Origin of the sequence: Paenibacillus sp. FSL K6-3182 (assembly GCF_037976325.1) — a bacterium.
In the GTDB taxonomy this organism is placed as follows: Bacteria; Bacillota; Bacilli; order Paenibacillales; family Paenibacillaceae; genus Pristimantibacillus.
Window position 1 is genome coordinate 3,711,257 of sequence record NZ_CP150265.1, and the last position, 23,333, is coordinate 3,734,589.

At 42.7% G+C, this 23,333-nt stretch carries 23 protein-coding genes; 5 read left to right on the plus strand and 18 right to left on the minus strand.

The window, feature by feature from the left end:
- Nucleotides 1-25 precede the first annotated feature (25 nt).
- Complete coding sequence (locus MHH56_RS16225; RefSeq protein ID WP_339209357.1) at nucleotides 26-154, minus strand: hypothetical protein; 129 nt, start codon at nucleotides 152-154, stop codon at nucleotides 26-28.
- Nucleotides 155-331: 177 nt separating this feature from the next.
- On the opposite strand from MHH56_RS16225, the gene MHH56_RS16230 reads away from it, so the two are divergent.
- Entirely contained in the window at nucleotides 332-511 is a 180-nt protein-coding gene (locus MHH56_RS16230) for a hypothetical protein (RefSeq protein ID WP_339209358.1), read from the plus strand.
- A gap of 32 nt (nucleotides 512-543) precedes the next feature.
- Here the strand turns inward: MHH56_RS16230 and MHH56_RS16235 are convergent, their stop codons facing one another.
- The 3 genes from MHH56_RS16235 to MHH56_RS16245 form a co-directional block, all read right to left on the minus strand.
- Entirely contained in the window at nucleotides 544-1,185 is a 642-nt protein-coding gene (locus tag MHH56_RS16235; protein WP_339209359.1) for a Bax inhibitor-1 family protein, read from the minus strand.
- 72 nt (nucleotides 1,186-1,257) lie between these two features.
- Nucleotides 1,258-2,070: a GNAT family N-acetyltransferase gene (locus MHH56_RS16240; RefSeq protein ID WP_339209360.1), complete on the minus strand. Its 813-nt coding sequence runs from the start codon at nucleotides 2,068-2,070 to the stop codon at nucleotides 1,258-1,260.
- A 53-nt stretch (nucleotides 2,071-2,123) separates the two neighbouring features.
- Nucleotides 2,124-3,074, minus strand: a complete 951-nt coding sequence (locus MHH56_RS16245) for a helix-turn-helix transcriptional regulator (RefSeq protein WP_339209619.1) — start codon at nucleotides 3,072-3,074, stop codon at nucleotides 2,124-2,126.
- Nucleotides 3,075-3,232: 158 nt separating this feature from the next.
- Here MHH56_RS16245 and modA point away from each other — a divergent pair, with 158 nt between their 5' ends.
- A complete protein-coding gene (modA, locus tag MHH56_RS16250; RefSeq protein ID WP_339209362.1) occupies nucleotides 3,233-4,075 on the plus strand; it encodes a molybdate ABC transporter substrate-binding protein in 843 nt (280 codons plus the stop codon).
- 86 nt (nucleotides 4,076-4,161) lie between these two features.
- Here the strand turns inward: modA and MHH56_RS16255 are convergent, their stop codons facing one another.
- Nucleotides 4,162-4,620, minus strand: a complete 459-nt coding sequence (locus MHH56_RS16255; RefSeq protein WP_339209364.1) for a TerB family tellurite resistance protein — start codon at nucleotides 4,618-4,620, stop codon at nucleotides 4,162-4,164.
- Between the two features lie 101 nt (nucleotides 4,621-4,721).
- On the opposite strand from MHH56_RS16255, the gene MHH56_RS16260 reads away from it, so the two are divergent.
- Complete coding sequence (locus MHH56_RS16260) at nucleotides 4,722-5,624, plus strand: YihY/virulence factor BrkB family protein (RefSeq protein WP_339209620.1); 903 nt, start codon at nucleotides 4,722-4,724, stop codon at nucleotides 5,622-5,624.
- Between the two features lie 99 nt (nucleotides 5,625-5,723).
- Nucleotides 5,724-6,548, plus strand: coding sequence for an alpha/beta fold hydrolase (locus MHH56_RS16265; protein ID WP_339209365.1), 825 nt, complete (start codon nucleotides 5,724-5,726; stop codon nucleotides 6,546-6,548).
- A 124-nt stretch (nucleotides 6,549-6,672) separates the two neighbouring features.
- Here MHH56_RS16265 and MHH56_RS16270 read toward each other — a convergent pair whose 3' ends face one another.
- The 10 genes from MHH56_RS16270 to rpiA all read right to left on the minus strand — a co-directional run bounded on the left by MHH56_RS16270 (nucleotide 6,673) and on the right by rpiA (nucleotide 17,724).
- Nucleotides 6,673-7,182, minus strand: a complete 510-nt coding sequence (locus MHH56_RS16270; protein WP_339209367.1) for a hypothetical protein — start codon at nucleotides 7,180-7,182, stop codon at nucleotides 6,673-6,675.
- A gap of 146 nt (nucleotides 7,183-7,328) precedes the next feature.
- On the minus strand, nucleotides 7,329-8,771 hold the full coding sequence (locus MHH56_RS16275) for a bifunctional 2-methylcitrate dehydratase/aconitate hydratase (RefSeq protein WP_339209368.1): 1,443 nt from the start codon (nucleotides 8,769-8,771) through the stop codon (nucleotides 7,329-7,331).
- Nucleotides 8,772-8,794: 23 nt separating this feature from the next.
- Nucleotides 8,795-9,916, minus strand: a complete 1,122-nt coding sequence (gene prpC / locus MHH56_RS16280; protein ID WP_339209369.1) for a 2-methylcitrate synthase — start codon at nucleotides 9,914-9,916, stop codon at nucleotides 8,795-8,797.
- On the minus strand, nucleotides 9,906-10,805 hold the full coding sequence (prpB, locus tag MHH56_RS16285; RefSeq protein ID WP_339209370.1) for a methylisocitrate lyase: 900 nt from the start codon (nucleotides 10,803-10,805) through the stop codon (nucleotides 9,906-9,908). The genes prpC and prpB overlap by 11 nt, the downstream gene beginning before the upstream one ends.
- Nucleotides 10,806-10,827: 22 nt before the next feature.
- Nucleotides 10,828-11,976, minus strand: coding sequence for an acyl-CoA dehydrogenase family protein (locus MHH56_RS16290; RefSeq protein WP_339209372.1), 1,149 nt, complete (start codon nucleotides 11,974-11,976; stop codon nucleotides 10,828-10,830).
- Between the two features lie 23 nt (nucleotides 11,977-11,999).
- The gene (locus tag MHH56_RS16295) at nucleotides 12,000-12,863 is read right to left on the minus strand and encodes a 3-hydroxybutyryl-CoA dehydrogenase (RefSeq protein WP_339209374.1); all 864 of its coding nucleotides are present in this window, start codon (nucleotides 12,861-12,863) and stop codon (nucleotides 12,000-12,002) included.
- A gap of 16 nt (nucleotides 12,864-12,879) precedes the next feature.
- The gene (locus tag MHH56_RS16300; RefSeq protein ID WP_339209375.1) at nucleotides 12,880-14,052 is read right to left on the minus strand and encodes an acetyl-CoA C-acetyltransferase; all 1,173 of its coding nucleotides are present in this window, start codon (nucleotides 14,050-14,052) and stop codon (nucleotides 12,880-12,882) included.
- A gap of 13 nt (nucleotides 14,053-14,065) precedes the next feature.
- Nucleotides 14,066-15,205 (minus strand): acyl-CoA dehydrogenase family protein, encoded by a 1,140-nt coding sequence (locus MHH56_RS16305; protein WP_339209377.1) that lies wholly within the window; start codon nucleotides 15,203-15,205, stop codon nucleotides 14,066-14,068.
- A 203-nt stretch (nucleotides 15,206-15,408) separates the two neighbouring features.
- The gene (locus tag MHH56_RS16310; RefSeq protein ID WP_339209378.1) at nucleotides 15,409-16,980 is read right to left on the minus strand and encodes an ABC-F family ATP-binding cassette domain-containing protein; all 1,572 of its coding nucleotides are present in this window, start codon (nucleotides 16,978-16,980) and stop codon (nucleotides 15,409-15,411) included.
- An 81-nt stretch (nucleotides 16,981-17,061) separates the two neighbouring features.
- Entirely contained in the window at nucleotides 17,062-17,724 is a 663-nt protein-coding gene (rpiA, locus tag MHH56_RS16315) for a ribose-5-phosphate isomerase RpiA (RefSeq protein ID WP_339209379.1), read from the minus strand.
- A gap of 198 nt (nucleotides 17,725-17,922) precedes the next feature.
- On the opposite strand from rpiA, the gene MHH56_RS16320 reads away from it, so the two are divergent.
- A complete protein-coding gene (locus MHH56_RS16320; protein WP_076265938.1) occupies nucleotides 17,923-18,213 on the plus strand; it encodes a hypothetical protein in 291 nt (96 codons plus the stop codon).
- A 123-nt stretch (nucleotides 18,214-18,336) separates the two neighbouring features.
- Here the strand turns inward: MHH56_RS16320 and MHH56_RS16325 are convergent, their stop codons facing one another.
- From MHH56_RS16325 to MHH56_RS16335, 3 genes are read right to left on the minus strand one after another with little or no spacing between them, the layout of a single operon-like run.
- Nucleotides 18,337-19,977 carry a diguanylate cyclase gene (locus tag MHH56_RS16325; RefSeq protein WP_339209382.1) on the minus strand — a complete coding sequence of 547 codons (1,641 nt, stop codon included), beginning with the start codon at nucleotides 19,975-19,977 and terminating at the stop codon, nucleotides 18,337-18,339.
- 18 nt (nucleotides 19,978-19,995) lie between these two features.
- Entirely contained in the window at nucleotides 19,996-22,836 is a 2,841-nt protein-coding gene (locus MHH56_RS16330; protein WP_339209384.1) for an ATP-binding protein, read from the minus strand.
- The gene (locus MHH56_RS16335) at nucleotides 22,829-23,194 is read right to left on the minus strand and encodes a response regulator (RefSeq protein WP_339209385.1); all 366 of its coding nucleotides are present in this window, start codon (nucleotides 23,192-23,194) and stop codon (nucleotides 22,829-22,831) included. The genes MHH56_RS16330 and MHH56_RS16335 overlap by 8 nt, the downstream gene beginning before the upstream one ends.
- Between the last annotated feature and the right edge of the window lie 139 nt (nucleotides 23,195-23,333).

The following is a 23,333-nucleotide window of genomic DNA, read 5'->3' on the forward strand; positions in this document are numbered from 1 at the left end:
AAAAAGACCGTCATTCAGCGGTCTCTTAGTAATCTCTTTCTTTATCCCTTTTTCTTCTTTCCTGATCTCTCTTCAAAGCACGCCTCAATTCATCTTTGTTTCGATTTCTTCTAGGCAGCTTTCCATTTATTTCAAATAATAAAATAACAATCATCGTTAGCAGTAAAACGATTATAAACTCCATCTCTTTCCTCCTAGGATAAAGCTATACTGGGCATCGCTCTGAAAATTAAAAGGTGAAATAAACAATGAAAGATCTACTCTTTTTAGCAACGGACTCAGATCGCATAATGAAAGCATAAGCATTGATTGGTAAGAGGAGGAATGGATTATGTTGTTTCATAACTATGTAGCAGAAAGTTTATGGAGGGATCAGCAGCAAGCTTTGGATAAGCGAATTCGTCGAGGGGATTTTATTGATTATGATATCAAAGCAGCTTCACCCGATAAATCAATGATTAAAAAATGGCTATTGACTCGTAAAAAAAAAGGGGTTAATCCTCAAGTATGAAGATTAACCTTATTGGCAATTAGGATGAATGTTTAATCATCCAGCAAGGATTTCACAAAACGTAGGGCGAACAAAATGATATTAACCAAATCAAGATAAATATTAACGATCATCAGTGGAATATCTTTGTCTTCAAAACCTTCCTTGGACATACGGCTAAAGTCATAAAGTGTATAACCGATGAAAATGAGCAGTCCAAAGCCGGCATAAATGGTTTCCATCATCCCTCCGAAAGGGAAAATAAATTGCATAAGACCGATAAGGATGAGCCCAATTAATGATGCGAACAAAAACCCACCAAGAAAGCGAAAATCCTCTTTGGAGTATGTAGCGTAAATCGCAAGGCCTGCATAAACGAGTACAGCAACGGCAACGGTTTGAATGACGACCGATGTACCCATGGAGGCGATATAATAGCTTAAAGAAAACTGCAAGGTTGCACCAGATACAATCATAAACACGTACATCAGTGAGTAGCCAATTGCTGTTGATTTACGCAAAAACATGATGGCAATGATTAATCCAATCTCGACAATAAACAGTGGGATTCGTGCGGCGCTGGGAAGCATTGTTCCTATGTACATGCCGCCTACTGAAACAATTAAGGCAAAGAAAAAGGTTAGCATTAATTTTTGCATCGGTTTACCATAACCGCTTGACTGCGTATAGCTCATATTATTTTTCTCCTGTCATCCATATTTATGGATCAATAATAGCATGAAAAGCATGAATACAAAATGTTCTTTTTATTTTTTCATAATGGATCTCGTCCATGCGATATGTAATCCGGCTCTTTCCATATTATGTTGACTGCTTGATCCGAAGCTAGCCTGTGCTACGACGAGCTCACAGCCTGCAAGATGCGCTTCATGTAGACGCTTGTTTAATAGTGCTGTTTGCAGACCTTGTTTTCTAAATGTAGGGGCAGTAGCCGCAAGAGCACATGATGCGATTCCATCCTCATTCATATGCATGACACCTACACCTGCAGGTATGTCATTTAAATACGCTAGATAGATTTTCCACCCTTTTCGATTCAGTAAACCAATATTGTTATTAACAAAATGGTGTTTATCGGACAATGACATGCCTGATCCTAGGCAATGGATTTCAGCATAATGATCGAAATCCTCCTCTGTAACGACTTCTGAAATCGTGATATGAGGAGGCAAAACAGGTTTATCTTCACTTGGCAGTCCATAAAGAACAGAATGAAAGCCATTCTGTCGAAAACCGAGCTCTGCCAATTTTCCAAACAGAGCAGCTGTACATTTTATAGGATCCAAATCAATTTGAAAGCTTCTGTCTCTTGCTTCATAAAACTTGATAATCTCCTCCAGCTTGTCGCTGTCCTCATCGCCCAAACCTTTTACCGAATTAAAAATGCCCCAAGGCATTGTTTTTATATAGTAAGCTACAGCTTGGCCATAATGATTAATTTCGACTCCTTCAGGATTGCCTAGTCTCTCCCCTATGGAACTAATTCTTGATGTAAGATATTCCATTTCTGATTGCTGTATTCGTTTAATTAACACTTCATTCAAAATGGGAAGTTTCATCTCAACCATCCTTGCGTATTATAATGGGATTCATCTGAAAAGTGACATCTGCATTAACATTCATAAAGAACATTTCCTGTCTGTGATAAGTCATAGCCGGAAATAGCTGCAAGCTCCTGTTGAAATGAAGCGGATTTCAAAATTTCGATAATTAAGTTAATGAGGTCGACATTCCCCGGATTTTTCATAATGACAAGATCATAACGTTCACTAACTAAAGGAATAAAGTCCACTCCAGTTACGATCGCTGCTGCTTTTTCTATCCCAACTCCAACATCGGCCTCGCCACCCGCCACTTTGGCTGCAACGCCTAAATGATTTGTCAGTTCGTCCTCATAACCAAGAAGTTCGCGTGCCGAAATACGATGCAATCGAAGCTGTTCATCCAATAATACACGAGCCCCGGAGCCTTTTTCTCTATTAATAATACGTAAGTCTGGCTGAACAAGATCGCTCCATCCTTTTAGGTTTCGCGGATTCCCTTTTTGGACAAATAGCCCAGCTTTCCTAGATAGCAGATTAATAACAACGTATGACGAGCTGACGAGCAGCTTGCGTATGTACGGAATATTGTATTCGCCCGTATCGCCGTCTAACAGATGGGTGCTTACGACATCGGATTGCCCATTGTACATGGAGATCAAACTATCTAGACTGCCAGCATTGGACCGTAGTGGGCGCAGTGCGTGTGTATATTTCTCTATATGCCTTCCGAGTATGTCGAGGCTGATGTCTTGTCCTGTGATGACAACGGAGCGAGCTCCAAGGTTATGGCGTGCTTTGCTTGCAGCATCTGGTTGAACATTTAAAGCGTCACGCAAGCTTTGCTGGTTACCCTTTGAGCGCTGCTTATAGGCTTCTAAATCAGAAGCGTCCACTCTCATTTGTTTACCTACTCGGTATGAGGCCAAATCCCCTTTTTTAATGAGATCATAAACGGTTAATTTGGATATTTTGAGCAGCTTAGAGATTTCCTCTGTCGTATAGGAAATATTTTCAGATATGTTAATCACCTCTTAAGGATTGTATGCAGTAATCATTATTGTAGCATAAACAACGGAAATACTGTGGTGATTCGCTTTACAAATCTATTTCCTTCATCTTATAATCGGAAAATGGACTATATCTATTTATATCTAAACATAACGAAAGTGGGTATTGAATGATTAATTTACTTAAAAAAAGCTATGTTTTATTGTATTTGGTTATGATTATGGTCGTTGTAACGGCCTGTGGATCGAATCAAACGAATCAACCAAGCTCCACCAATCAACCAGAAGCAACAGCAATTAGCACGGAAACACCTGCTGAAAATGTTGATTTAACGATTTCGGCAGCTGCAAGTTTAACGGATGCGTTAAAGGAAATTGAAACACAATTTAAGGTAATTCACCCTAATGTAAAACTGAATTTTAACTTTGGCGCTTCAGGCGCTCTTCAGAAGCAGATTGAAAATGGTGCGCCTGCGGATCTTTTCCTCTCAGCTGCTTCCAAAAACATGAAGTCACTAGTTGATGCGAAGCTGATTGCTGAGGATAGCCAAACAAATCTCCTCTCTAATGGACTCGTGCTCGTCACTTCAAAAACGTCAAAAACGCAGCTTGCAACGGTTAATGATCTGTTGAACGCTGATGTCAAAACGATTGCAATTGGCATCCCAGAGAGCGTACCGGCTGGAAGCTATACGAAAGAAGCCTTGGAACAAGCAAAGCTATGGGATAGCTTGCAACCGAAGGTTGTTCAAGCGAAGGATGTCCGTCAGGTTCTTCAGTACGTTGAAACAGGCAATGCAGACGCGGGTTTTGTTTATAAGACTGACGCTTTAACATCAGATAAAGTCAATATTGTCCTTACCGTTGATCCTGCAACATACACGCCGATCACCTATCCGATTGGTATCGTTACAGCAACAAAGCATCTTCCAGAATCGAAGCAATTTTATGATTATCTTCAAACGGCAGAGGCAATGGCTGTGTTTGAAAAATTCGGTTTTTCGAAGCCATAATGCATGTAAGAAAAAGCAGTACTTAAAAAAACCTCTATTCTTCCACTGGGAAGAACGGAGGTTTTTTACTTATGTCTGCTATTTTATTAGGGGTTCAAAATAAGCTTAAGTCCTTCAATTTTGAGCTGATCCATACGAATAACCCAGTTTTTAATGGATTCACAAGTTTCTTCGTCTAGATTAAGAAGCTCTTTCATATCCTTTGTTAACTCTTTTTCATCGTCATTGTAGTCGCCGTCAGCGAATATGAGAAGCAGAATTTCTGCGAAAAAGATTTTTTTTACATGATCATCATTAATATTTCCTAGTATATCTGCTAACTGCTTTTCGGATGAAAAGCTTATTACGGCTTGCTGCATATCCATCTCTTGCATATACGATTGAAGAAATCCTTGTTCTTTCTTGTGAATGAACCCATCAGCATTTGCTGCAAGATGTGCTAATTCGAGAAATGCTTCTTTTTGCTCCTTGGTTTGTAGAAAATGTAAAAACATAAGGTCCACTCCCTTCATTCGAAAATATTTACTCATACTCTTATTCGACATGATTTGACTATTTCCTACTTACAGCTTATCTTTTCTATTTCAAAAAATGTTTTGTGCCCTTCTATTTTGTTTAGTTTTATATCAAAAGGATGGTGGTCTTGATGAAACAAAAATTCAACACGATGCAATTTATAAAATGCTTATACAGCCGTTTTCGTGAGGATGATGTGCCTGCGCTTGGCGCACAGCTAACGTATTATTTGATCTTATCGTTTTTCCCCTTTCTTATTTTTATGGTCAGTTTGCTTAGCTTTATCGAAATGTCTGGTGATAGCGTGATCGCAGAGTTTATTCGCCTTCTACCTGCAGAAGCAAGTGATACGATTAGCGGAATTCTTGCTGAAGTTGTAGATAACAGCAGCGGAACACTGCTGTCAATCGGTATGATTGCGACCATTTGGTCTGCCTCAAACGGTATTAATGCGATTTTGAAAGGATTGAACAAAGCGTACGATGTTGAGGAAAAGCGGCCGTTTTGGAAGGTACGCGGTATTTCACTGCTATCAACAATTTTTTTAGTCGTCGTTATTGTTTTGGTCATGGTTATGCTTATTTTCGGTAAAGCTATTGGCGAATACTTATTTAAGTGGCTTGATTATCCAAATGGTTTCGAATGGATTTGGAATGTCTTGAAGTATGTCATACCAATTTCGGCAATGATAGGCGCCTTTTCCTTGCTTTATTGGATAGTTCCTAACAGAAGGCTGAGCTTAAAAGAAGCTGTGCCAGGTGCTTTATTTGCAACTTTTGGTTGGATTGCGACTTCACTTGTTTTTCAATTCTATATGAACAATTTTGGGAACTATTCGAAAACATACGGCAGTCTCGGAGGAGTAATCATCCTGTTGATCTGGCTCTACATTAGCTCTATCCTCATCATGCTTGGCGGTGAAATTAATGCTACGCTCGCATCAGCAAAAAGCAATATTCCACCCAATAACTCAGCTAGACATCGCTTTCGCATTCCGCTTAATCAGAATAAGGATATTAAAACGATAACATAAGTGGAAAATTTGCAGCCTTGTACAGATACTAGGCGATTATTAACCTTAAATGGATTATAGGCATATGCTGAATAATCTGATTTTGAGGAGTAATGCTGTATGTATCAAATTGAACAAAACACGATTAACTACGCTTATCCATACTCGGATGTTTTCGCAACCAGTGTAAGATTGATGCAGAGCGAACAGCCTCTCACTTTTGTTCTCGTTCATGGCTCCTGGGCGGATGCGAGCTTTTGGAACGGCATCGGTTATGAATTAACCAAAATGGGCCATACCGTATTCGCGCCTGAATATCCTGGGCATGGTGCAGACCCTAATAAAAACGTCACTCATGAAATGATAAGTCATTCTGTAGCCGCTTCTATTGTGTCAAGAAATCTTCAGCAAATCATACTTGTGGGTCACAGCTTCGGAGGCTCCGTTATCCAAAAGGTTGCAGAGCTTATTCCAGAGCGTATTAGGAGGCTCGTATTTTTGGATGCTTTTGTATTAAACGACGGTGAAATGGTCGCCGATGAATTTCCATCCCCTGTAAAAGCTAGTTTCCAGCAGCTTAGGGAAAGCTCGAAGGATGATACGATCATGCTGCCATTTTCGCTGTTTCGTGAAACATTTGTTAATTTGGCAAGCCTCGGCTTAGCGGAGAAAATGTACAGTATGGTAAGTCCAGAACCAGCAAAACCTTTTTATGAAAAACTCGATCTTAAAGTATTTTTTAGTTTGAATATGCCTAAAAGTTATATTTTCTTAACGGAAGATAATGTTCTTCCACAGTACAACAGCGAATATGGATGGCATCCGCATATGTCCAATCGACTGGGCTTGTTCCGATATATCCAAGGTCATGGCGATCATATGTCAACTGCAAAGACACATCCTGAGATGCTTGCTCATCGTATCTATGAAGCTGGACGGGATTAAACGGATAAATCAGAATGAAGAAACGTTATTTCAAAAGCATCAAGTTAAACATTAAAAAGCGCGTGCCGATTAAATATCGGCACGCGCTTGTTGTGTTGCTTTCTCTCATAAATGTAAAAGTTATTTAAGGAACGAATTGCTGGACGATGCGTACGATTTCCCCGTTCTTGATCGTCATATGATAAGGAAAGCTCTTCATATCGAAGTCGTCTTCCGTATTGATGAGTTCAATAAACTTTTTAACTGAAATCGGTTCATTCCAAACTATATCTGCTTCATTAATATTGCCTGTTCGATTATAGATTTGCATTAGCACCTCAGCGTTATCGGCTATCGGTAAGTCACGCAATGTTTCATCATCATTCTCAATGTAATAACCATCTGGCGGGGCATCTAGCCCAGAATCCTTTTCACGCTCAAGGAAAATCTTTGTAGCTGCATCACCCTCGTACCAATCGATTTGGTCGATCGATAATGTGTAATGATGATTTTCCCCTTTTGTCATTGCAACGTAGCCAGTTATCATATCCGGTGTTTGTTCTACCGGTGTATATTCACGGCCTCCCGCCGGCGCAAAGCTAAAGGCCGTGAGACAAGCTATCGCAACAGTTGCGATCAATACATATTTTTTCATAGCGCAGACGCTCCTTCTATATGGTATATATTCTTATTCGGCTTACTTATACAATATAACGAAATGGGGGTGCAGAAAGTTACAGAAAAGCTACAAAAAAAAATAGATTTTAAAAAGAAAAACCTGCGCTGTACGCAGGCATTCACCTAAATAACAAATAGTTCCATAAACTGCTGTACGGGCGTGTTCTCTAATACGTTTTGGTCTTGGCAGAGGTCTAATATCGCTTGTGTTTGCTTGGATGGAAACCTGCTCTTCAAACTGGTATCAAACTTCGCAAACAGAAGCGGTATGGCTTCCTGACGTCTGCGCCGATGACCTACTGGGTAAGCAATCTCGATCTTCTCAGTGGATGTTCCGTCTTGGAAAAACACTTGAATGGCATTGGCAATCGAGCGTTTATTAGCGTCCAAATAATCATATGAGTAAGTGATATCTTCAGTCGTAATCATTTTCTTGCGAAGCTCATCGATACGACTGTCACTCGCATAATCATCCTCATAATGATCGGCAGTTAAATGTCCATGAATCAGACCAATTGCAACCATATATTGAATGCAATGGTCACGATCCGCCGGATTATTGAGCGGTCCTGTTTTGTCGATGATTCGTAGTGCGGACTTATGTGTAGAAATGATTATTTTATCAATTTCATGCCATCTGTCCTTTACACTCGGGTGCAGCAAGATAGCAGCCTCCACCGCTGTTTGGCCATGGAATTCAGCGGGGAAAGATATTTTAAACAATACATTTTCCATGACATAAGCTTCAAAATCCCGTTTAATGGACAAAGGATTCCCTTTAAACAGCACATCATAAAATCCCCATTCCGGTGTAGATAGTGCAGCGGGATAACCCATCTCTCCTTTTAACGCCATCAATGAAAGCCTAAGCGCGCGAGCTGAGGCATCGCCGGCTGCCCATGACTTTCTCGAACCTGTATTTGGCGAATGACGATAAGTACGAAGCGGATGACCATCAATCCAGGCATTGGATAAAGCATCAATAATTTCATCTGTCGTCCCGCCTAGCAGCGCAGTCACTACAGCAGTTGAGGCAACCTTCACGAGAATAACATGATCGAGCCCTACGCGGTTAAAGCTGTTTTCAAGTGCAAGAATGCCTTGAATTTCATGAGCCTTGATCATAGCCGTAAGCACATCTCTCATGACAAACGGCGGTTTGCCCTCGGCTATGTTTTTCCTGCTTTCATAGTCCGCAGCAGCTAGTATAGCTCCAAGATTATCTGAAGGATGGCCCCACTCCGCTGCAAGCCAAGTATCATTGTAATCGAGCCAGCGGTTCATACATCCAATGTTAAATGCAGCAGTGATCGGATCAAGCTGAAACGAAGTTCCAGGAACACGAGCTCCATTCGGAACGAGAGTTCCGGGTACTGTAGGGCCTAGCAGCTTCGTGCACTCGGGATACCTAAGCGCTAACAACCCGCAGCCAAGCGTATCGATGAGACAATAGCGAGCGGTATTATAAGCTTCTTTGCTAGTTATCGTATAATTTGCAGCATATTGTGCAATATCAACCAACACTTGATCCGGCTTTGGCCTCTCATTACTCATTAAAGTGGACATTCGTTTCGCATCCTCCTCCTCATTTAGGATCGTTGCTCGATAGGCAGCCAAGGCAGCAAATCATAGCCAATATAATCAGCATTTGGACGAATGATTCGATTGTTTGCACGTTGTTCAATGATATGGGAAGCCCAGCCGCTGGTACGAGAAATAACGAAGATCGGTGTAAAAAGTGAGGTTGGAATGCCCATAAATCGATAGGCTGACGCGCTGTAAAAATCCAAATTAGCAAATAGTTTTTTCTCTTGCAGCATTATTTTCTCTATAGTTTCGGAAATTGGATAAATGATTGAATTCTCAGTCCCTGCAGAGAGTCTATTTGACCAGTATTTAATAATATCGGATCGTGGGTCAGATACAGAATAAACACGATGTCCAAAGCCCATAATTAATTTTTTGTCCTTCAGCATTTGCCTAATCCCGATTTCGGCTTCGCGCACGCTGCCGAATTGTTCAATCAGCTCCATCGCGGCTTCGTTGGCACCGCCGTGAAGAGGTCCACGGAGTGTGCCGATGCCAGTCGTAATGGCGGAATACATATCTGATAAAGTAGATGCAGTAACACGTGCTGCAAATGTAGAAGCGTTGAATTCATGCTCCGCATACAGGACAAGTGAAACGTCAAAAGCTTTCTCATGAAGCTCGTTCGGGCGTTGATCATGAAGCAGCTGCAGAAAATGTCCAGCAACACTTTGTTGATCTGTCTCTGTATCAATCCTTCTCCCACTCTTCTGATAATGATACCAATATAATAAAATAGAGGCGCTGCAGGCTATTAATCTATCAGCGATGTGGGAAGCGTCACGCTCCTCATTTTCTGGTTCGAACGCAGCTAACGCCGAAACCCCCGTTCGAAGCACATCCATTGGATGTGTGCTGCTCGGCAGCTGCTCCAATATGTTCAATACACCTGCTGGCAGTTGTCTAAGTGACGCAAGCTTCTTCGTGTAATCTTTTAACTGGACATCGTTTGGCAGTGCTCCATATAACAATAAAAAAGCAGTTTCTTCAAAGCTGCCATGAAGGGCGAGATCATCAATCGAATAACCTCGATAGGTTAAGCCCTTTCCTGCTTTTCCGACTGTCGAAATCGAAGTCTGTCCCGCTATAACGTCGGCGAGACCGCCTTGTTTTTTAGTTGTCATGACGGTTCTCCTCCTCTTTGACTCCATAAAGCTGATCCAGCTTCTCTTCGTAGCTCAAATAATCGAGGAAATCATAAAGCTCTGCTCTAGTTTGCATAACATTTATGACATTTTTCTGTGTTCCTTCTTGTTTTATCGTTTCATAGACATGAAGAGCTGCTGCTGACATTGCGCGAAAGGCAGATAACGGATAAAGAGCTAAGCTGACACCTGCATGCTCAAGCTCTTTTATCGTATACAACGGAGTTTGCCCGAACTCCGTAATGTTTGCGAGTATAGGAACCTTCACCGCATCAGCAAAGGCTTGATAATCCTCAAGTTTTGTTATTGCCTCAGGGAAAATCATATCTGCCCCGGCTTCCACACAGGCGCATGCCCGTTCAATCGCTGCTTCTAATCCCTCAACCGCAAGCGCATCCGTGCGAGCCATAATGACAAATTGATCATCTTCTCTTGCGTCTGCAGCAGCTTTAATCCGATCAACCATTTCCTCCTTGCTTACGATTGCTTTGTTAGGGCGATGCCCGCAGCGTTTAGCCATAATTTGATCTTCAATATGAACGCCGGCGGCTCCCGCACGGTTCATTTGCTTAATCGTTCGCGCAATTTGGAAAGCTCCTCCAAAGCCCGTATCCACATCTACGAGCAGCGGCAGCTCTGTAACACTCGTTATTCTTCTTACATCCTCAAGACAATCCTGCAGCGTTGTAATCCCAAGATCAGGAAGACCGAACGACGCATTAGCAACACCTGCACCAGATAAATACAAAGCGCGAAACCCTGCTCTTTCCGCCATTATTGCCGAAAAGGCATTAATAGCGCCTGCGATCTGCAAAGGCTTCTCGACTTGAAGCGCCTCGCGAAATCGCGCTCCTGGAGTATGACCCATCTCGCCACCGCCTTATTAGAAATCATAATGATTTGAGTATTTTGCCGCTAATTACGATTCGGTGAATTTCGTTTGTTCCTTCGTAAATTTGAGTGGCTTTCGCATCTCGGAACAGTCGTTCTATCGTTGATCCTTGCAGGCAGCTGTCTGATCCGAGCATTTGCATAGCCTGGCTAGTCACTGCAACTGCTGTATCAGATGCGAACATTTTGGCCATGGATGCTTCCTTCGTACAAGGCAAACCTTCTTGATGCAAATACGCCGCGCGATAAACGAGCAATCTCGCTGCCTCTACTTTAGCTGTTATGCCAGCGAGTTTAACTTGCTGATGCATTGCCTTCTGATCTGGCTTTAACAACAATGCAGCCTTCAGTTGGAAGCGGTCATTTAGAATGTTTAGTGCAGCTTGCGCAATTCCAAGCGCTTGGGCGCTGATTCCGATACGTCCGCCATCAAGTGAGCCTTTGGCTATGGCAAAGCCTTTGCCTTCTTCGCCAAGTCTCTGGGAAACGGGTATCCTTAATTGATCAAATATAAGCTCACAAGTATTCGATCCGTGCAATCCTAATTTTTTTTCTTTTCTTCCGATCGTTAGCCCTTTTGTTTCACTTTCAATAATAAAAGCAGTAATGCCGTATGCCCCTTTGCTTGCATCAGTCACTGCAAATGCAACATAAACATTGGCCGCCCCGGCATTCGTGATAAATACCTTTGATCCGTTCAAAACATAATATTCTCCGTCTAATACTGCTGTTGTTCTTATAGAGGAAGCGTCCGAACCCGCGTGAGGCTCTGTTAACGCGAAAGCGCCTAAGCGCTCACCCGAAGCAAGCTTGGGAACATAGCTTGATATTTGAGCTGGCGTACCATAATGCAGGATTGGCAAAGTGCAAACCGAAGTATGAACGGATAAGATGACGCCAAGCGCTGCGCTTATCTTTGATATTTCGTTAACCGCAGCAATATAGGAAATGAAATCGCAGCCTGCTCCTCCCCATTGCTTAGGAATTGGAATGCCCATAAAGCCTGCTTGTGATAGTTTATCAATGAGAAGGCTGGGAAATTGATCGTGTAGCTCCATGATCGGCACAGCGCTGGCTACTTGTGTCTTTGCAAAAAGTCGTACCGCTTGTTGCAGCTCTAATTGTTCCTTTGAAAGTCGGAGTTCCATCGCCCGTCTCCCTTCGGATGTGCCTATTCCTTCTCATTCGAGTACACATAAAAGCCGCGTCCAGCTTTCCTGCCTAGCCAGCCAGCCTGCACATATTTGCGCAGCAGCGGGCATGGTCTATACTTTGAATCGCCGAATCCGGCTTGCAGCGTCTCCATGATGGCTAAGCAAGTATCGAGTCCAATAAAGTCGGCAAGCGTAAGCGGACCCATCGGATGGTTCATGCCAAGCCTCATCACTTGGTCTACAGCTTCCGGCTCAGCGACCCCCTCATACACCGTGTAAATCGCTTCATTTATCATAGGCATCAGAATTCGATTGGAGACAAAGCCGGGGAAATCTTGAACTTCAATTGGCGTTTTTTTGATTGTGAGCGTCAATGCTTTTATTTTTTCAAATGTATCGCTCGAAGTCTCAAGCCCTTTAATAATTTCGACTAATGGCATAATAGGTACGGGATTCATGAAATGCATGCCGATTACACGCGATGCTCTTTTTGTTGCTGAAGCTATTTCTGTAATCGATAACGAGGACGTATTGGTAGCCAAAATGGCATTTGGTTGACAAATTTGATCTAGCTTTTCAAAAAGCGCTTTTTTCATCGTCATATTCTCTGGCGCAGCTTCGATCATTAGATCAGAGCGATTGGCGCACATTAAGTCTGTCGATGGTATGATGGATTTTATGGTCTGAGTTCGATCAGCCTCGCTAATATTTCCTTTGGCGGCAAGTCGAGCCAGCGAAGTATTAATTGTGGCAATCCCCCTTGCCACGGCAGCTTGCTCAATATCGTAAAGAGTTACCTGCAAGCCATTTTGCGCTAACGTCTGTGCAATTCCGCTGCCCATTTGTCCAGCTCCAATTACGGTAACGGTTTGGATAATCATGAGCACCCCCTTTGCCTTAGCCCTCCACCTGAATGAGCATGGCATCACCCTGGGCTCCGCCGCTGCAGATGGCAGCAATGCCTAAACCGCCGCCGCGGCGCTTCAATTCATAAATTAAAGTGAGTAAAATTCTTGCGCCGCTTGCACCGATTGGATGTCCAAGCGCGATCGCACCGCCATTCACATTGACCTTCTCCTCATCCCAGCCTACTATTTTCCCGCAGCTTAGGATGACGGAGGCAAATGCTTCGTTCACCTCAAATAAATCAATGTTTTTTAAAGGAATGCCCGTTTTTCGCAATAGCTTTTGGATTGCAAGCGCTGGAGCAGCAGCTAAATTAGGAGCACTCGCACCAATGGTGCTATGTCCGATAATTTTGGCAAGCGGCTTGTGTCCGCCTCGTATCGCTTCTTCCTCCGACATGAGGAGCATAGCGGCAGCGCCGTCATTCACACTCGGAGCATTCCCAGCCGTAATCGTACCGCTTGGACCATGAATTGGTTTTAGCAGCGCAAGCTTCGACAAATCCGTATTAAAACGTGGTCCTTCGTCGATGGCCAAAATAGCGTTTGCAGAAGTGTAGTAAGGCTCAACTTCATCCTCAAATAATCGCAGATTTGCAGCAGAGCTCGCCCGGTCATGGCTTCTTAATGCCCATTCATCTTGTTCCATTCGGCTAATATGATGATCTGTTGCAATTTTGTTGCCATAAACAGCCATCAGTACATCTTCGAAAGGACAAAGAAGACCATCATGAATCAATAAATCCGTCAGTTCGGCATTTCCCAGCTTGTTTCCCCATCTAGCCGTTCGAACAGCAAATGGCGCTTGACTCATGCTCTCCATTCCGCCAGCTAATATTATGTTTGCATCTCCGGCACGTATGACCTGATCTGCCATAGAAATGGCTCGCAAGCCCGAAGCACAAACCTTGTTAATCGTTTCCGCTGGAACGCTCCAATCGATCCCTGCAAGAATGGCAGCTTGTCGCGCTGGATTTTGACCGCAGCCTGCTTGAAGCACCATTCCCATCATGACGGCATCAGCTTGACTTGCGTGTATGCCTGCTTGCTGCAGGGCTCCTTTAATGACGGAAGCGCCCAGATCAACTGCTTTCTCATTTTTGAACATGCCCCCGAGCTTTCCGAAAGCTGTTCGTTTCCCTCCTATAATAACGGTCTGGCGCATGATGATATACCCCCTACTCCTTCAGCATCCGATGGATGCAATCCACTTCCATCCCTCCTGTTCCAAGCTCCGTTTCCACACATTTTGCATCCCTTAAAAACCGTTCCATCCGATATTCTTGCATATAGCCATAACCGCCAAATATTTGTACAGCCTCAATCGCAACGGCAACAGCCGTTTCTGCCGCGAACTTACGCGCGATGGCGGCTTCCTTTGCAAAGCTTAAGCCTTCATCCTTGCGCCACGCCGCTTGATAAGCTAGAAGCCTGGCTGCTTCCAGCTGAGTTGCCATATCTGCAAGCTTGAAAGAGATGCCTTGCTGCTTTCCAATTAAATGACCGAATTGCTTGCGCTCCTTGGCATAGGCAGCTGCAGCTTCAAAAGCTCCTTGTGCAATGCCAATGGATTGCGCAGCTGCACTCAAATGCCCGATATCGATGGAATTCAAAATGATTTCAAACCCTTGACCATCTTTTCCGATTTTGTTTGTCTCCGATAACTCACATTTATCCAGCTTCACATTTGAAATGTGGAAAGAACGCAATCCCATTGTTCGTACTCGCTGCCCTATTTGCCATCCAGCTTTACTCGTTTCTATTAAAAAAGCTGTACATAACGATTTCTTTCGTTTTAACTCCGTCTTTGCAATAACAATGCAATAATCCGCAATATCTCCATGAATGACACATGTATGCTTACCGCTTAGCTCCCAGTGATCTCCTCGTCGACGTGCTGAAATGCTGCTGCTCAATCCCTCGTTCCCCACTACTGTCAATGGTAGAGCGCATCCACCTAGCTTTACACCTTTTGCGAGGTCATTAAGATACAATGCTTTTAAAGCGTCGTCGCCAAAAGTGAAAATCGGCATAGCAGCATAAACCGTATGGGCGGCAAGCAGAGCGGCTGTAGAAGCGCAGACACGAGCCAGTTCTTCTATTACAATAATGAAAGTCATCCAATCGCTGCCGGCACCGCCATTTAAGTCATCAATAGGTATGCCTGTTATGCCAAGCTTAGCCAGCTGGTCAAATAACGATTGATCAAACTGCTCCTTCTCATCACGTTCGATTGCTCTAGTTGCAACCTCGCTTTCTGCAAATTCCCTTAACACTGCGCGAGTCATTTCCAGCTCATCGGATATAGAAAATTGCATCTCACTCCACTCCTTCTTATACGAGGCATGGTTAGTGGACAATGTTCGACGGTATCCGCACATATCGTAGTATATGAAGACAGACCGCTGAAAAATGACTTCGATCTCCCGCCATATATGCAGCTTATCTTTATTATTTAAGCTCGGATAAACAAAAAAAAGCCAACCCCATTAGGTTGGCTTATACTATGTTTTGCTGTGAGCTATACACTTTGTTGAGTAATTACTCCTCCAGGTTCGAAGGTCAGCAGCTTTGTAGCGATTTTATCAATGAAGAAACGATCATGGCTTACGGTGAGTACTGCTCCAGGGAAATGAATTAACGCCTGCTCCATCACCTGTATGCTGGTCAAATCCAAATGATTGGTAGGCTCATCCAAAATGATTAGTTCGGCGCCGGACAGCAAACATTTTGCGAGTGCCACACGTGCCTGTTGACCGCCGGATAAGCTTCCGATCACTTTTTGAAGGTCTGCTTCCGAGAACTGCAGCATAGAAAGAAATTTATTCACTTTCTTGCGAGGGGCATTAAGTCCAAGGCCATAGATGTTCACTGCATGGCTTACCGTATCCTTCTGATCGAGCTCGTCCCACATGCGATTGAAATAGGCGTAGCTTACGCCTTTACTAAACTGCACGGCACCTGAATCAGCCGGTTCTTGTCCTGTTAGCACTTTAATTAAAGTGGATTTTCCGCTGCCATTTGAACCGATAATAGCAATCCGGTCTTCTTTTTGGATATCAAAACTGACATCTTGAAAGATAACACGCTCAGCATAGTTTTTGCTTATTGCATCGACAGTGCATAAGTTGTCTGGAAAACGCAAATTTTCATAAATATCAGTAATCAGAACGTTTACAGGATGCGGCTCTACTCTTTTCTTCATATCAGCCAGCTTCCGCGACAGACGATCTTTGGATGATTTCCTGTTCGAACGGTTGTCGATTTCCTCGGCTTCCATTAGCAGAAGCTCCTCTTCCCATTCGAACTGCCGATCAAGTTCTTTCTTGCGAAGCTTCTTCTTCCGAATATAATCGGTATAATTGCCTTCATATTCTTGAAAATGATAATTTTCAATCTCAATAGTACGAGTTACTACCCGGTCAATAAACTGCCGATCATGAGATACCAAAATCATTGTGCCGCTAAAGCGATTTAACCATTGCTCCAGCCAAGCAAGACCTTCGAGGTCTAGAAAGTTCGTCGGCTCATCAAGAAGTACGACGTCTGGCAGCTCAATTAACATTTTGGCAAGTGCGGCGCGGTTGCGCCAGCCGCCTGACAATTGATCGATAGGCTGTTGACGCGATTGCTCATCAAATCCAAGCTTTGTGAGTACGGTATCGATCTCTACAGCAGCATTCCAGCCATTATGATGCTCCATCTGCTCGAAGAGAGCTGCTTGACGATTCAGCAGCTGATCCATTTCATCAGCATCAACGGTAATACCAAGCTTTTCTCCGATTTCCCCAAGCTCGCGTTCGATGCTCCAAATATGCTCATAACAAAGCTCCAGCTCTTGTTTGACGGAACGATTGCCGCTCAGCTCTGAGAACTGTGAGAAGTAGCTCACCTTGACCTTCGGATCAACCTCTACCTTTCCTGCCGTAGGCTCTTCTCTGCCTAAAATAAGTTTAAATACGGTCGATTTTCCTGCGCCGTTACGGCCTATAAGACCGATTCGTTCCCCTTTGCTTATACGAAAATAAATATCTCGAAAAATAAGTGTATCTCCATACTTTTTCGTTACGTTCTCCAACCGAATGACGCTCATGTCGCTCACCTCTGTATATGGTTGTAAACCACTTTCGGGTGATGTGTCAAGCTAAGTGCAGCATACATCTATTAGAAAGCTTTACAATAGCTTCACTGTACCATTGGCATAACCTACGATGACCTTAGTTGCCATACCGATAAACAAACCGTTATCGACGACACCAGGGATGAGATTCAATGTATGTTCCAGCTGTTCTGCTTGCGAAATGGTACCAAACTGACAATCTACAATATAGTTGCCATTATCCGTTACAAACATTTGATTTTCTTTCGTTCTCACTGTCGTCTCAGCGCCGAGATTACGCAGTTTTTTTATTGTCATTTCGTAACCAAACGGAACGATTTCTACCGGGAGCGGGAAACGTCCCAATTGCGCGACATGCTTGCTTTCATCTACGATGATAATCAGCTGTTTACTGGCGGCAGCTACGATTTTCTCTCGGAGCAGCGCGCCTCCTCCGCCTTTGATTAAGTTCCATTCGTTATTTACTTCATCTGCGCCGTCAATTGTCACATCAATTTGCTCAATCTCTGCGAATGGAAGCATCGTAATGCCAAGCTCTATCGCAAGCTCTTCAGAAGCTCTCGACGTAGCAATCGCCTTAATCGATAGGCCTTCCTTTACTTTTTGACCGATTTTTTGAATCGCCCAATAAGCTGTTGATCCTGTTCCTAATCCCACGACCATTCCGTCCTTAAGAAACTCGACAGCTTTTTCGGCGGCTAATTTTTTTGAGTCCATTTATACAGCTCCTTCACTTAATCAATCGTATTTTGTAAAAAAATATTGTACTCACTATATTTATGGAGAGTCATCTCAAATGAACGCTATTTATGTCGTTAATTATTAATTTTCACATGCATCAACCGACAAACATCACATCACGAATCTGGTAGACTAGCAATTAGGTTGTCCCACCACAGAATAGGAGCGCTGATTATGCACACAATTTCGAATGAACATTTTACGAATGAAACGATTGCTTTTGACGGATTTAGCTTTATCGGGTGTACCTTCTCGAACTGCGTCATCATTATCACTACGCTGGACTTTAATTTTGAACGATGCTCTTTTTATGATTCTTCCCTGCACGTCAACCCGAAACTTCCCATATTCGCGATCTCTCACAAGCTTTCACAGTCTACTTATGATTCAGACACGAACTGTTATCAGAACGATTATAAGTATCCCCAAACCGTTGTAGAATTACCGGAAGCCGTACATCGCTGATTCGGTTTAATTTTTCTAAACATACTATTCCCTAATAGGGAATGCAAGTCTGTAATCATAGGATGCCCTATAAAAAAAATCGCGCTTCTTATCGAAGCGCGATTTTTTGTGCTATTCCTTAATCTAGTTAACGATTCGACTAGCCAATCGTTCGATTCGCAGAACAAGCTCCTGCATATGAAATGGCTTAACGACGTAATCATCTGCACCAATTTGAAGTGCATTGACGATATCAGAAGTATTATTGCGGGCGGTCAGCATGACGATCAACAGCTGTTGTTCAGGATAATTGAGGCGGAGCTCCTTTAATACCTCTAATCCGTCCAAATCAGGCATAGAGCCATCGAGCAGTATAATATACTTTTCACTCTCTTTGTACCAGTTGGAGGATAAGAACGTTCTTCCGTCTGCATATCCTTCTGCTTTTACCTTCGTATGATTCGTCGGTTTCCAGTTAAAAAATCGATTGATGATAATCTCTCGGATTAATGGATCATCATCAACGACAATGATGTTTAATATCGATTCGTTTTTGGAATGGTTTAATGCCTTGGAATAAACAACCGTTTGGTTTCTTCCCCCGCGTTTCCCACTGTATAAAGCTTGATCCGCCTCATCTACCAGTGTAGCAGAATGGCTATTAAGTTCCGTTATTTCCGTGATTCCTGATGAAAATGTGACTTGAAAGTGTGAATCACTCGTTTGAAATTTAATGGCATTAAATTTAGTTCGCAGACGCTCCATAAGATAAGCCGCTTGAACGGCATCCGTATTCGGTAAAATGAGCGCGAATTCTTCCCCACCATATCGGCATAAAATGTCTCTTGGCCTGATCGCATGTTGTGTAGTTGCCACAAAGGCTTGAAGCACCTCATCCCCTTGAAGATGACCATAGGTATCATTTACAAGTTTGAAGTAATCCAAATCAATCATAACGAGTGAGAAAATATCGTTTGAGCGTTTAAAGCTGTCGATATGCTGCCGCATCATTTGATTGAAATGCTTGCGATTGTAAGCGCCTGTTAACTCATCAATAATGATCGAGCGTTCCCAGTCCATCTTCATCGCAAATCGATTGTCGATGAGAGCCTTAAGCAGCTCAACATCAAACGGCTTGGCAAGAAAGTCCATCGCACCGGATCGATAGGCGTTAACTTGATTTTCGACGGATACATTCCCGCTGACCATAATAATCGGAATATGCTGCTGCTTCGCCTTATCAACGATTTGATTAAGAACATACATGCCGCTTCGATCGGGCAACACGATATCAAGAAGGATGAGATTAGGCTTCCATTCGTAGAACAGCTTTAAACCGCGCTCCGCATTCAGAGCTATGCTTACTGGATAATCATTTTTCTCTAAAACTTCTTTGACATAGGTTACAAATTCAACATCATCATCAATGACAAGTACACGATTGTGATGCTTTGAATGATCATCAAGGGAATCAGCCTGACCCTCATTTGCATTGTCGAGTCCGTCTAGCAGCTGCAGTACTTGAGGAAACATGGCCGTTAGTGGCAGCAAATGCTCTGACCACTCCTCGCGTATGTACGTTTTTTTGCTTTTTTCAGAAAAAAATTGTTCTTTGGATTCCGAAAACTTTTCAACCTCACGTAGCCCAATCGTACCGCTTGTCCCTTTAAGATTATGGAAAAATCGATGAATATCTTGTTCCTCAACTGCTGTTTGATTGGACCAATCATCGATCGTCTGTGTAATTCGCTGTTGAATCAGTTGTTTATATTTTTCCGTCTTCATGAAAATGGGCTCCCCCAATTATCGCAGCAAACGAGAGATTGCTGCACTTAGTCTGCCAGGTAAATAGGGTTTCACAAGGAATTCATTAATTCCCCATTGTGCAGCTTTTTCTTTCTCTTCGAAGGCGCTCGAAATGATGATTGGCGTATTTAGCAATACATCGGATTTCTTGATTTTGCTAATAATATCCCAGCCGGTAATTCCTGATTCCAGCATCAGATCGATGACCACGATATCCGGTTTGAGCTGTTCAATTGCATTAATAGCCAATCCACCTTCTGTGAACAGGTGAACATGAAATCCACTAGACCTCAATTCATCACGGAGTAAAGTTGACAAATTAAGGTCGTTTTCAATCAGCATCACTTGAATGGACGTCTCAGAAGAAGTATTTTCCTTCAACTCATCGTTTTGTATTCGTTCTTGCTGCTTAGCCAGTGGAAGCGTCACGATAAAGGTACTTCCATGTCCGAACTCGGAAAAAACTTCTATTTTTCCATCATGTCTTGTAACAATCTCTTTTACGATTGCTAAGCCTAAGCCAGTCCCGCCAATTTCTCTTCTATCTGAATTATCGACACGATAAAACTTGTTGAAGAGATTAGGCAGTGCATCCTTTGGTATGCCAAGTCCCTCATCTTCTAAGCGAATGACGATCATATCTTTGTTAATGCTGCTAAACAAAGTGATTTGTCCGCCATTTGGCGAGTATTTAATTGCGTTGCTCAATAAATTAATGAATACCTGAAGCATTTTATCTTTATCTGCAATTACAATTGCTTCTTGTGCATCATTTTGCCACGTTATTTGATGGATACTAGCAGACATTTGCTGCATGTCGATGGCTTCTTTAATTAATGGCGTTAACGATGTGCTTTTCATTTCATAGGTTTGTTTACCTGATTCCATTCGTTGCAAATCTAAAAAGTCATTAATTAACGTCGTTAATCTTCTTGCTTCTTGATAAATCGTCGATACATATTTCCGCTGGCGCTCCGGCTTCAGTTCCCGGTGAAGCAGCAGTTCTGCGAATCCAAGTACACTTGCAAGCGGCGTCCGCAGCTCATGACTAACTGTACTTACAAACTCAGATTTCATCCGGTCAACCTCGTACTCCTTCGTGATGTCACGGTGAACGAGCAATAACCCGAATTGTTGACCATTGCGGTACAAGGGCTCGCAATAAATTTGAATGAATTTTCTTTCTGGTTCTGTAATTTCATAGTTCATGCTGCGCAAGCCATTATAATGTCCATTTGAGATAAGCCCAGTCATAAAGTGAATTAACTGTTCAGATTCAACAACAGAGGATTGGACAAAACCTTTGAATTGCTCAAAAGGCATATTGATTGTCCCTTTTTCATCATTGAAAAACCCGAATATCTCAGCCATTTTGTGATTAATTTGAAGCGTGCTGCCATCTAGATCCAGCAATTGTATGCCTTCTTGAATGGTGTTCAGTATATCTCCAGTCATCAATCGCTGCTTCTCCGACAGCTCGTACAAATGCAGTTTATCGAAGGCTAATGATACTTGAGTCATCATGCCAACGATCTCTTCTTCCTCTTGCTTTGTAATCGTACGATTGACCTTCGTAATAACTAGGCAGGCAACCATTTCTTCTGATGCATTCAGAATTGGCAAGATTAAATCGGTAGCTTTCATAGCAGAATCGTGATATCCCTGTTCACCAAGTGAACATTCACGAATCATGCTGTATGCTTGTTTGGTCTGTGAGGCACGCAATACGATGCCATCTTCCATTTGCTCAATAAACTGTTTGGCTGAAGCATTGGAAATCCCTACGGATGCGCAATCATGCTCTCTATTCATCATCACAATTAAGCCTTTATCGGAATCGGTAATAGCGACAATATTAGAAATGATGCTTTGCAGCAGCTCTTTTTTATCGAGGGTATTAGAGAGGGATTGTACAAGCTGGTTGCGCTTCTCCAAATATTTCTCATTTTGCTCCATTACGCCTACGGCAATCTGCAGTTCCTCTTGCTGCGCCTGGAGCTCATCCTGCTGCGCAATAAGTTCTTCGTTTTGAGCGAGAAGCTCCTCTTCTTTACTTTGGATTTGCGTCATCATTTTCTTAAAGGTTCTTGCCAGCTCTCCAAGCTCATCTTCTCTTGTGAGATCCTCCGGCTCCGAATATTCACCATTCGCAAACTCACGAGCGTGGTTCGTCAGTCTCATGAGCGGCACGCCAATATCTCTAGCCACTTTTCTCGTAATAAATGAAGCTATAATTAAGATAATAATGATGTAGCCTATTAATATAACGGCTTGAAGCGTTAGGCTGCGAAATAATTCATCGTTTTTTTGCTCAGCAAGCAGCTGTACTTGTTTCTCAAAATCACGCGAATAGCTAATTAGTTTATTTACAGGGTTATCCTCACCTGCGGATACGAGGACGCGAAGCGCTTCATAATTTTGAGCTTTTGAATATTCAATCGCTTTCGGCAAAATGTTTTCAAAGTAATCGACGAAAAAGGACTCAATATTATTCATCACTTCTTGTTCCGTTGCATTAATCGGATAGGTTTTGATTTTTGCTAGAGATTGATCCAGCAGCTTCTTCTCCGAAAAAATCTGCTTATATTCGAAATCTGTTAAATAGACATAGTAACCGCGGGCTCTCAAAATAATATCATTGGAATGATCGGCAATTTGCGCGACAAGCTCTTGCTTCTCTCTCATTTGAACTGTTTCGGACTCATAATTTTTTAATATAATAACCGAGCTTGTCAGCACGGCAACAGCACCAATAAGAATAAGCGATAAAGCGAGCACCATCATCGCTACGAACTGTCGTGTAATTCTTTTCTTATAGAAGAGACGCAGCTTACCCACGTAACATCTCCTCTACCTTATCGATTAGCTCAAGCGGACTGAAGGGCTTAGACATAAAGCCATCGGCGCCGGCGAGCAGCACTTTCTCTTGTTCGGCTTGCTGGCTCTTCGCTGACAGCATAAGAATGCATGAATGCTTGCGATCCTCCAGCAGCCTTGTTTTCTCTATGACTTCAATACCTGTCATCTTAGGCATCATGTAGTCTAGAATAATTAAATCAAAGTTAGTTTCCACAATTTTTTGTAACGCTTCTTCCCCATCTGCCGCTTCTTCGAGCGCATAACCTTCATCTTCGAGCGTATCCATAATAAGCATGCGCAGAACCGGCTCATCTTCTGCAATTAATAATGTTTTCATTTTCTTAATCCTCCACTGCCATTTGTTCTAGTGTTCATTCGACATCTATCGTCAAAAATACATCCATTAATATTTCGACGTTCGACAAAAAATCCCTTTTAAAGGTTTGTCTTAGTTGTGTCAATCCTACTTTTTACTC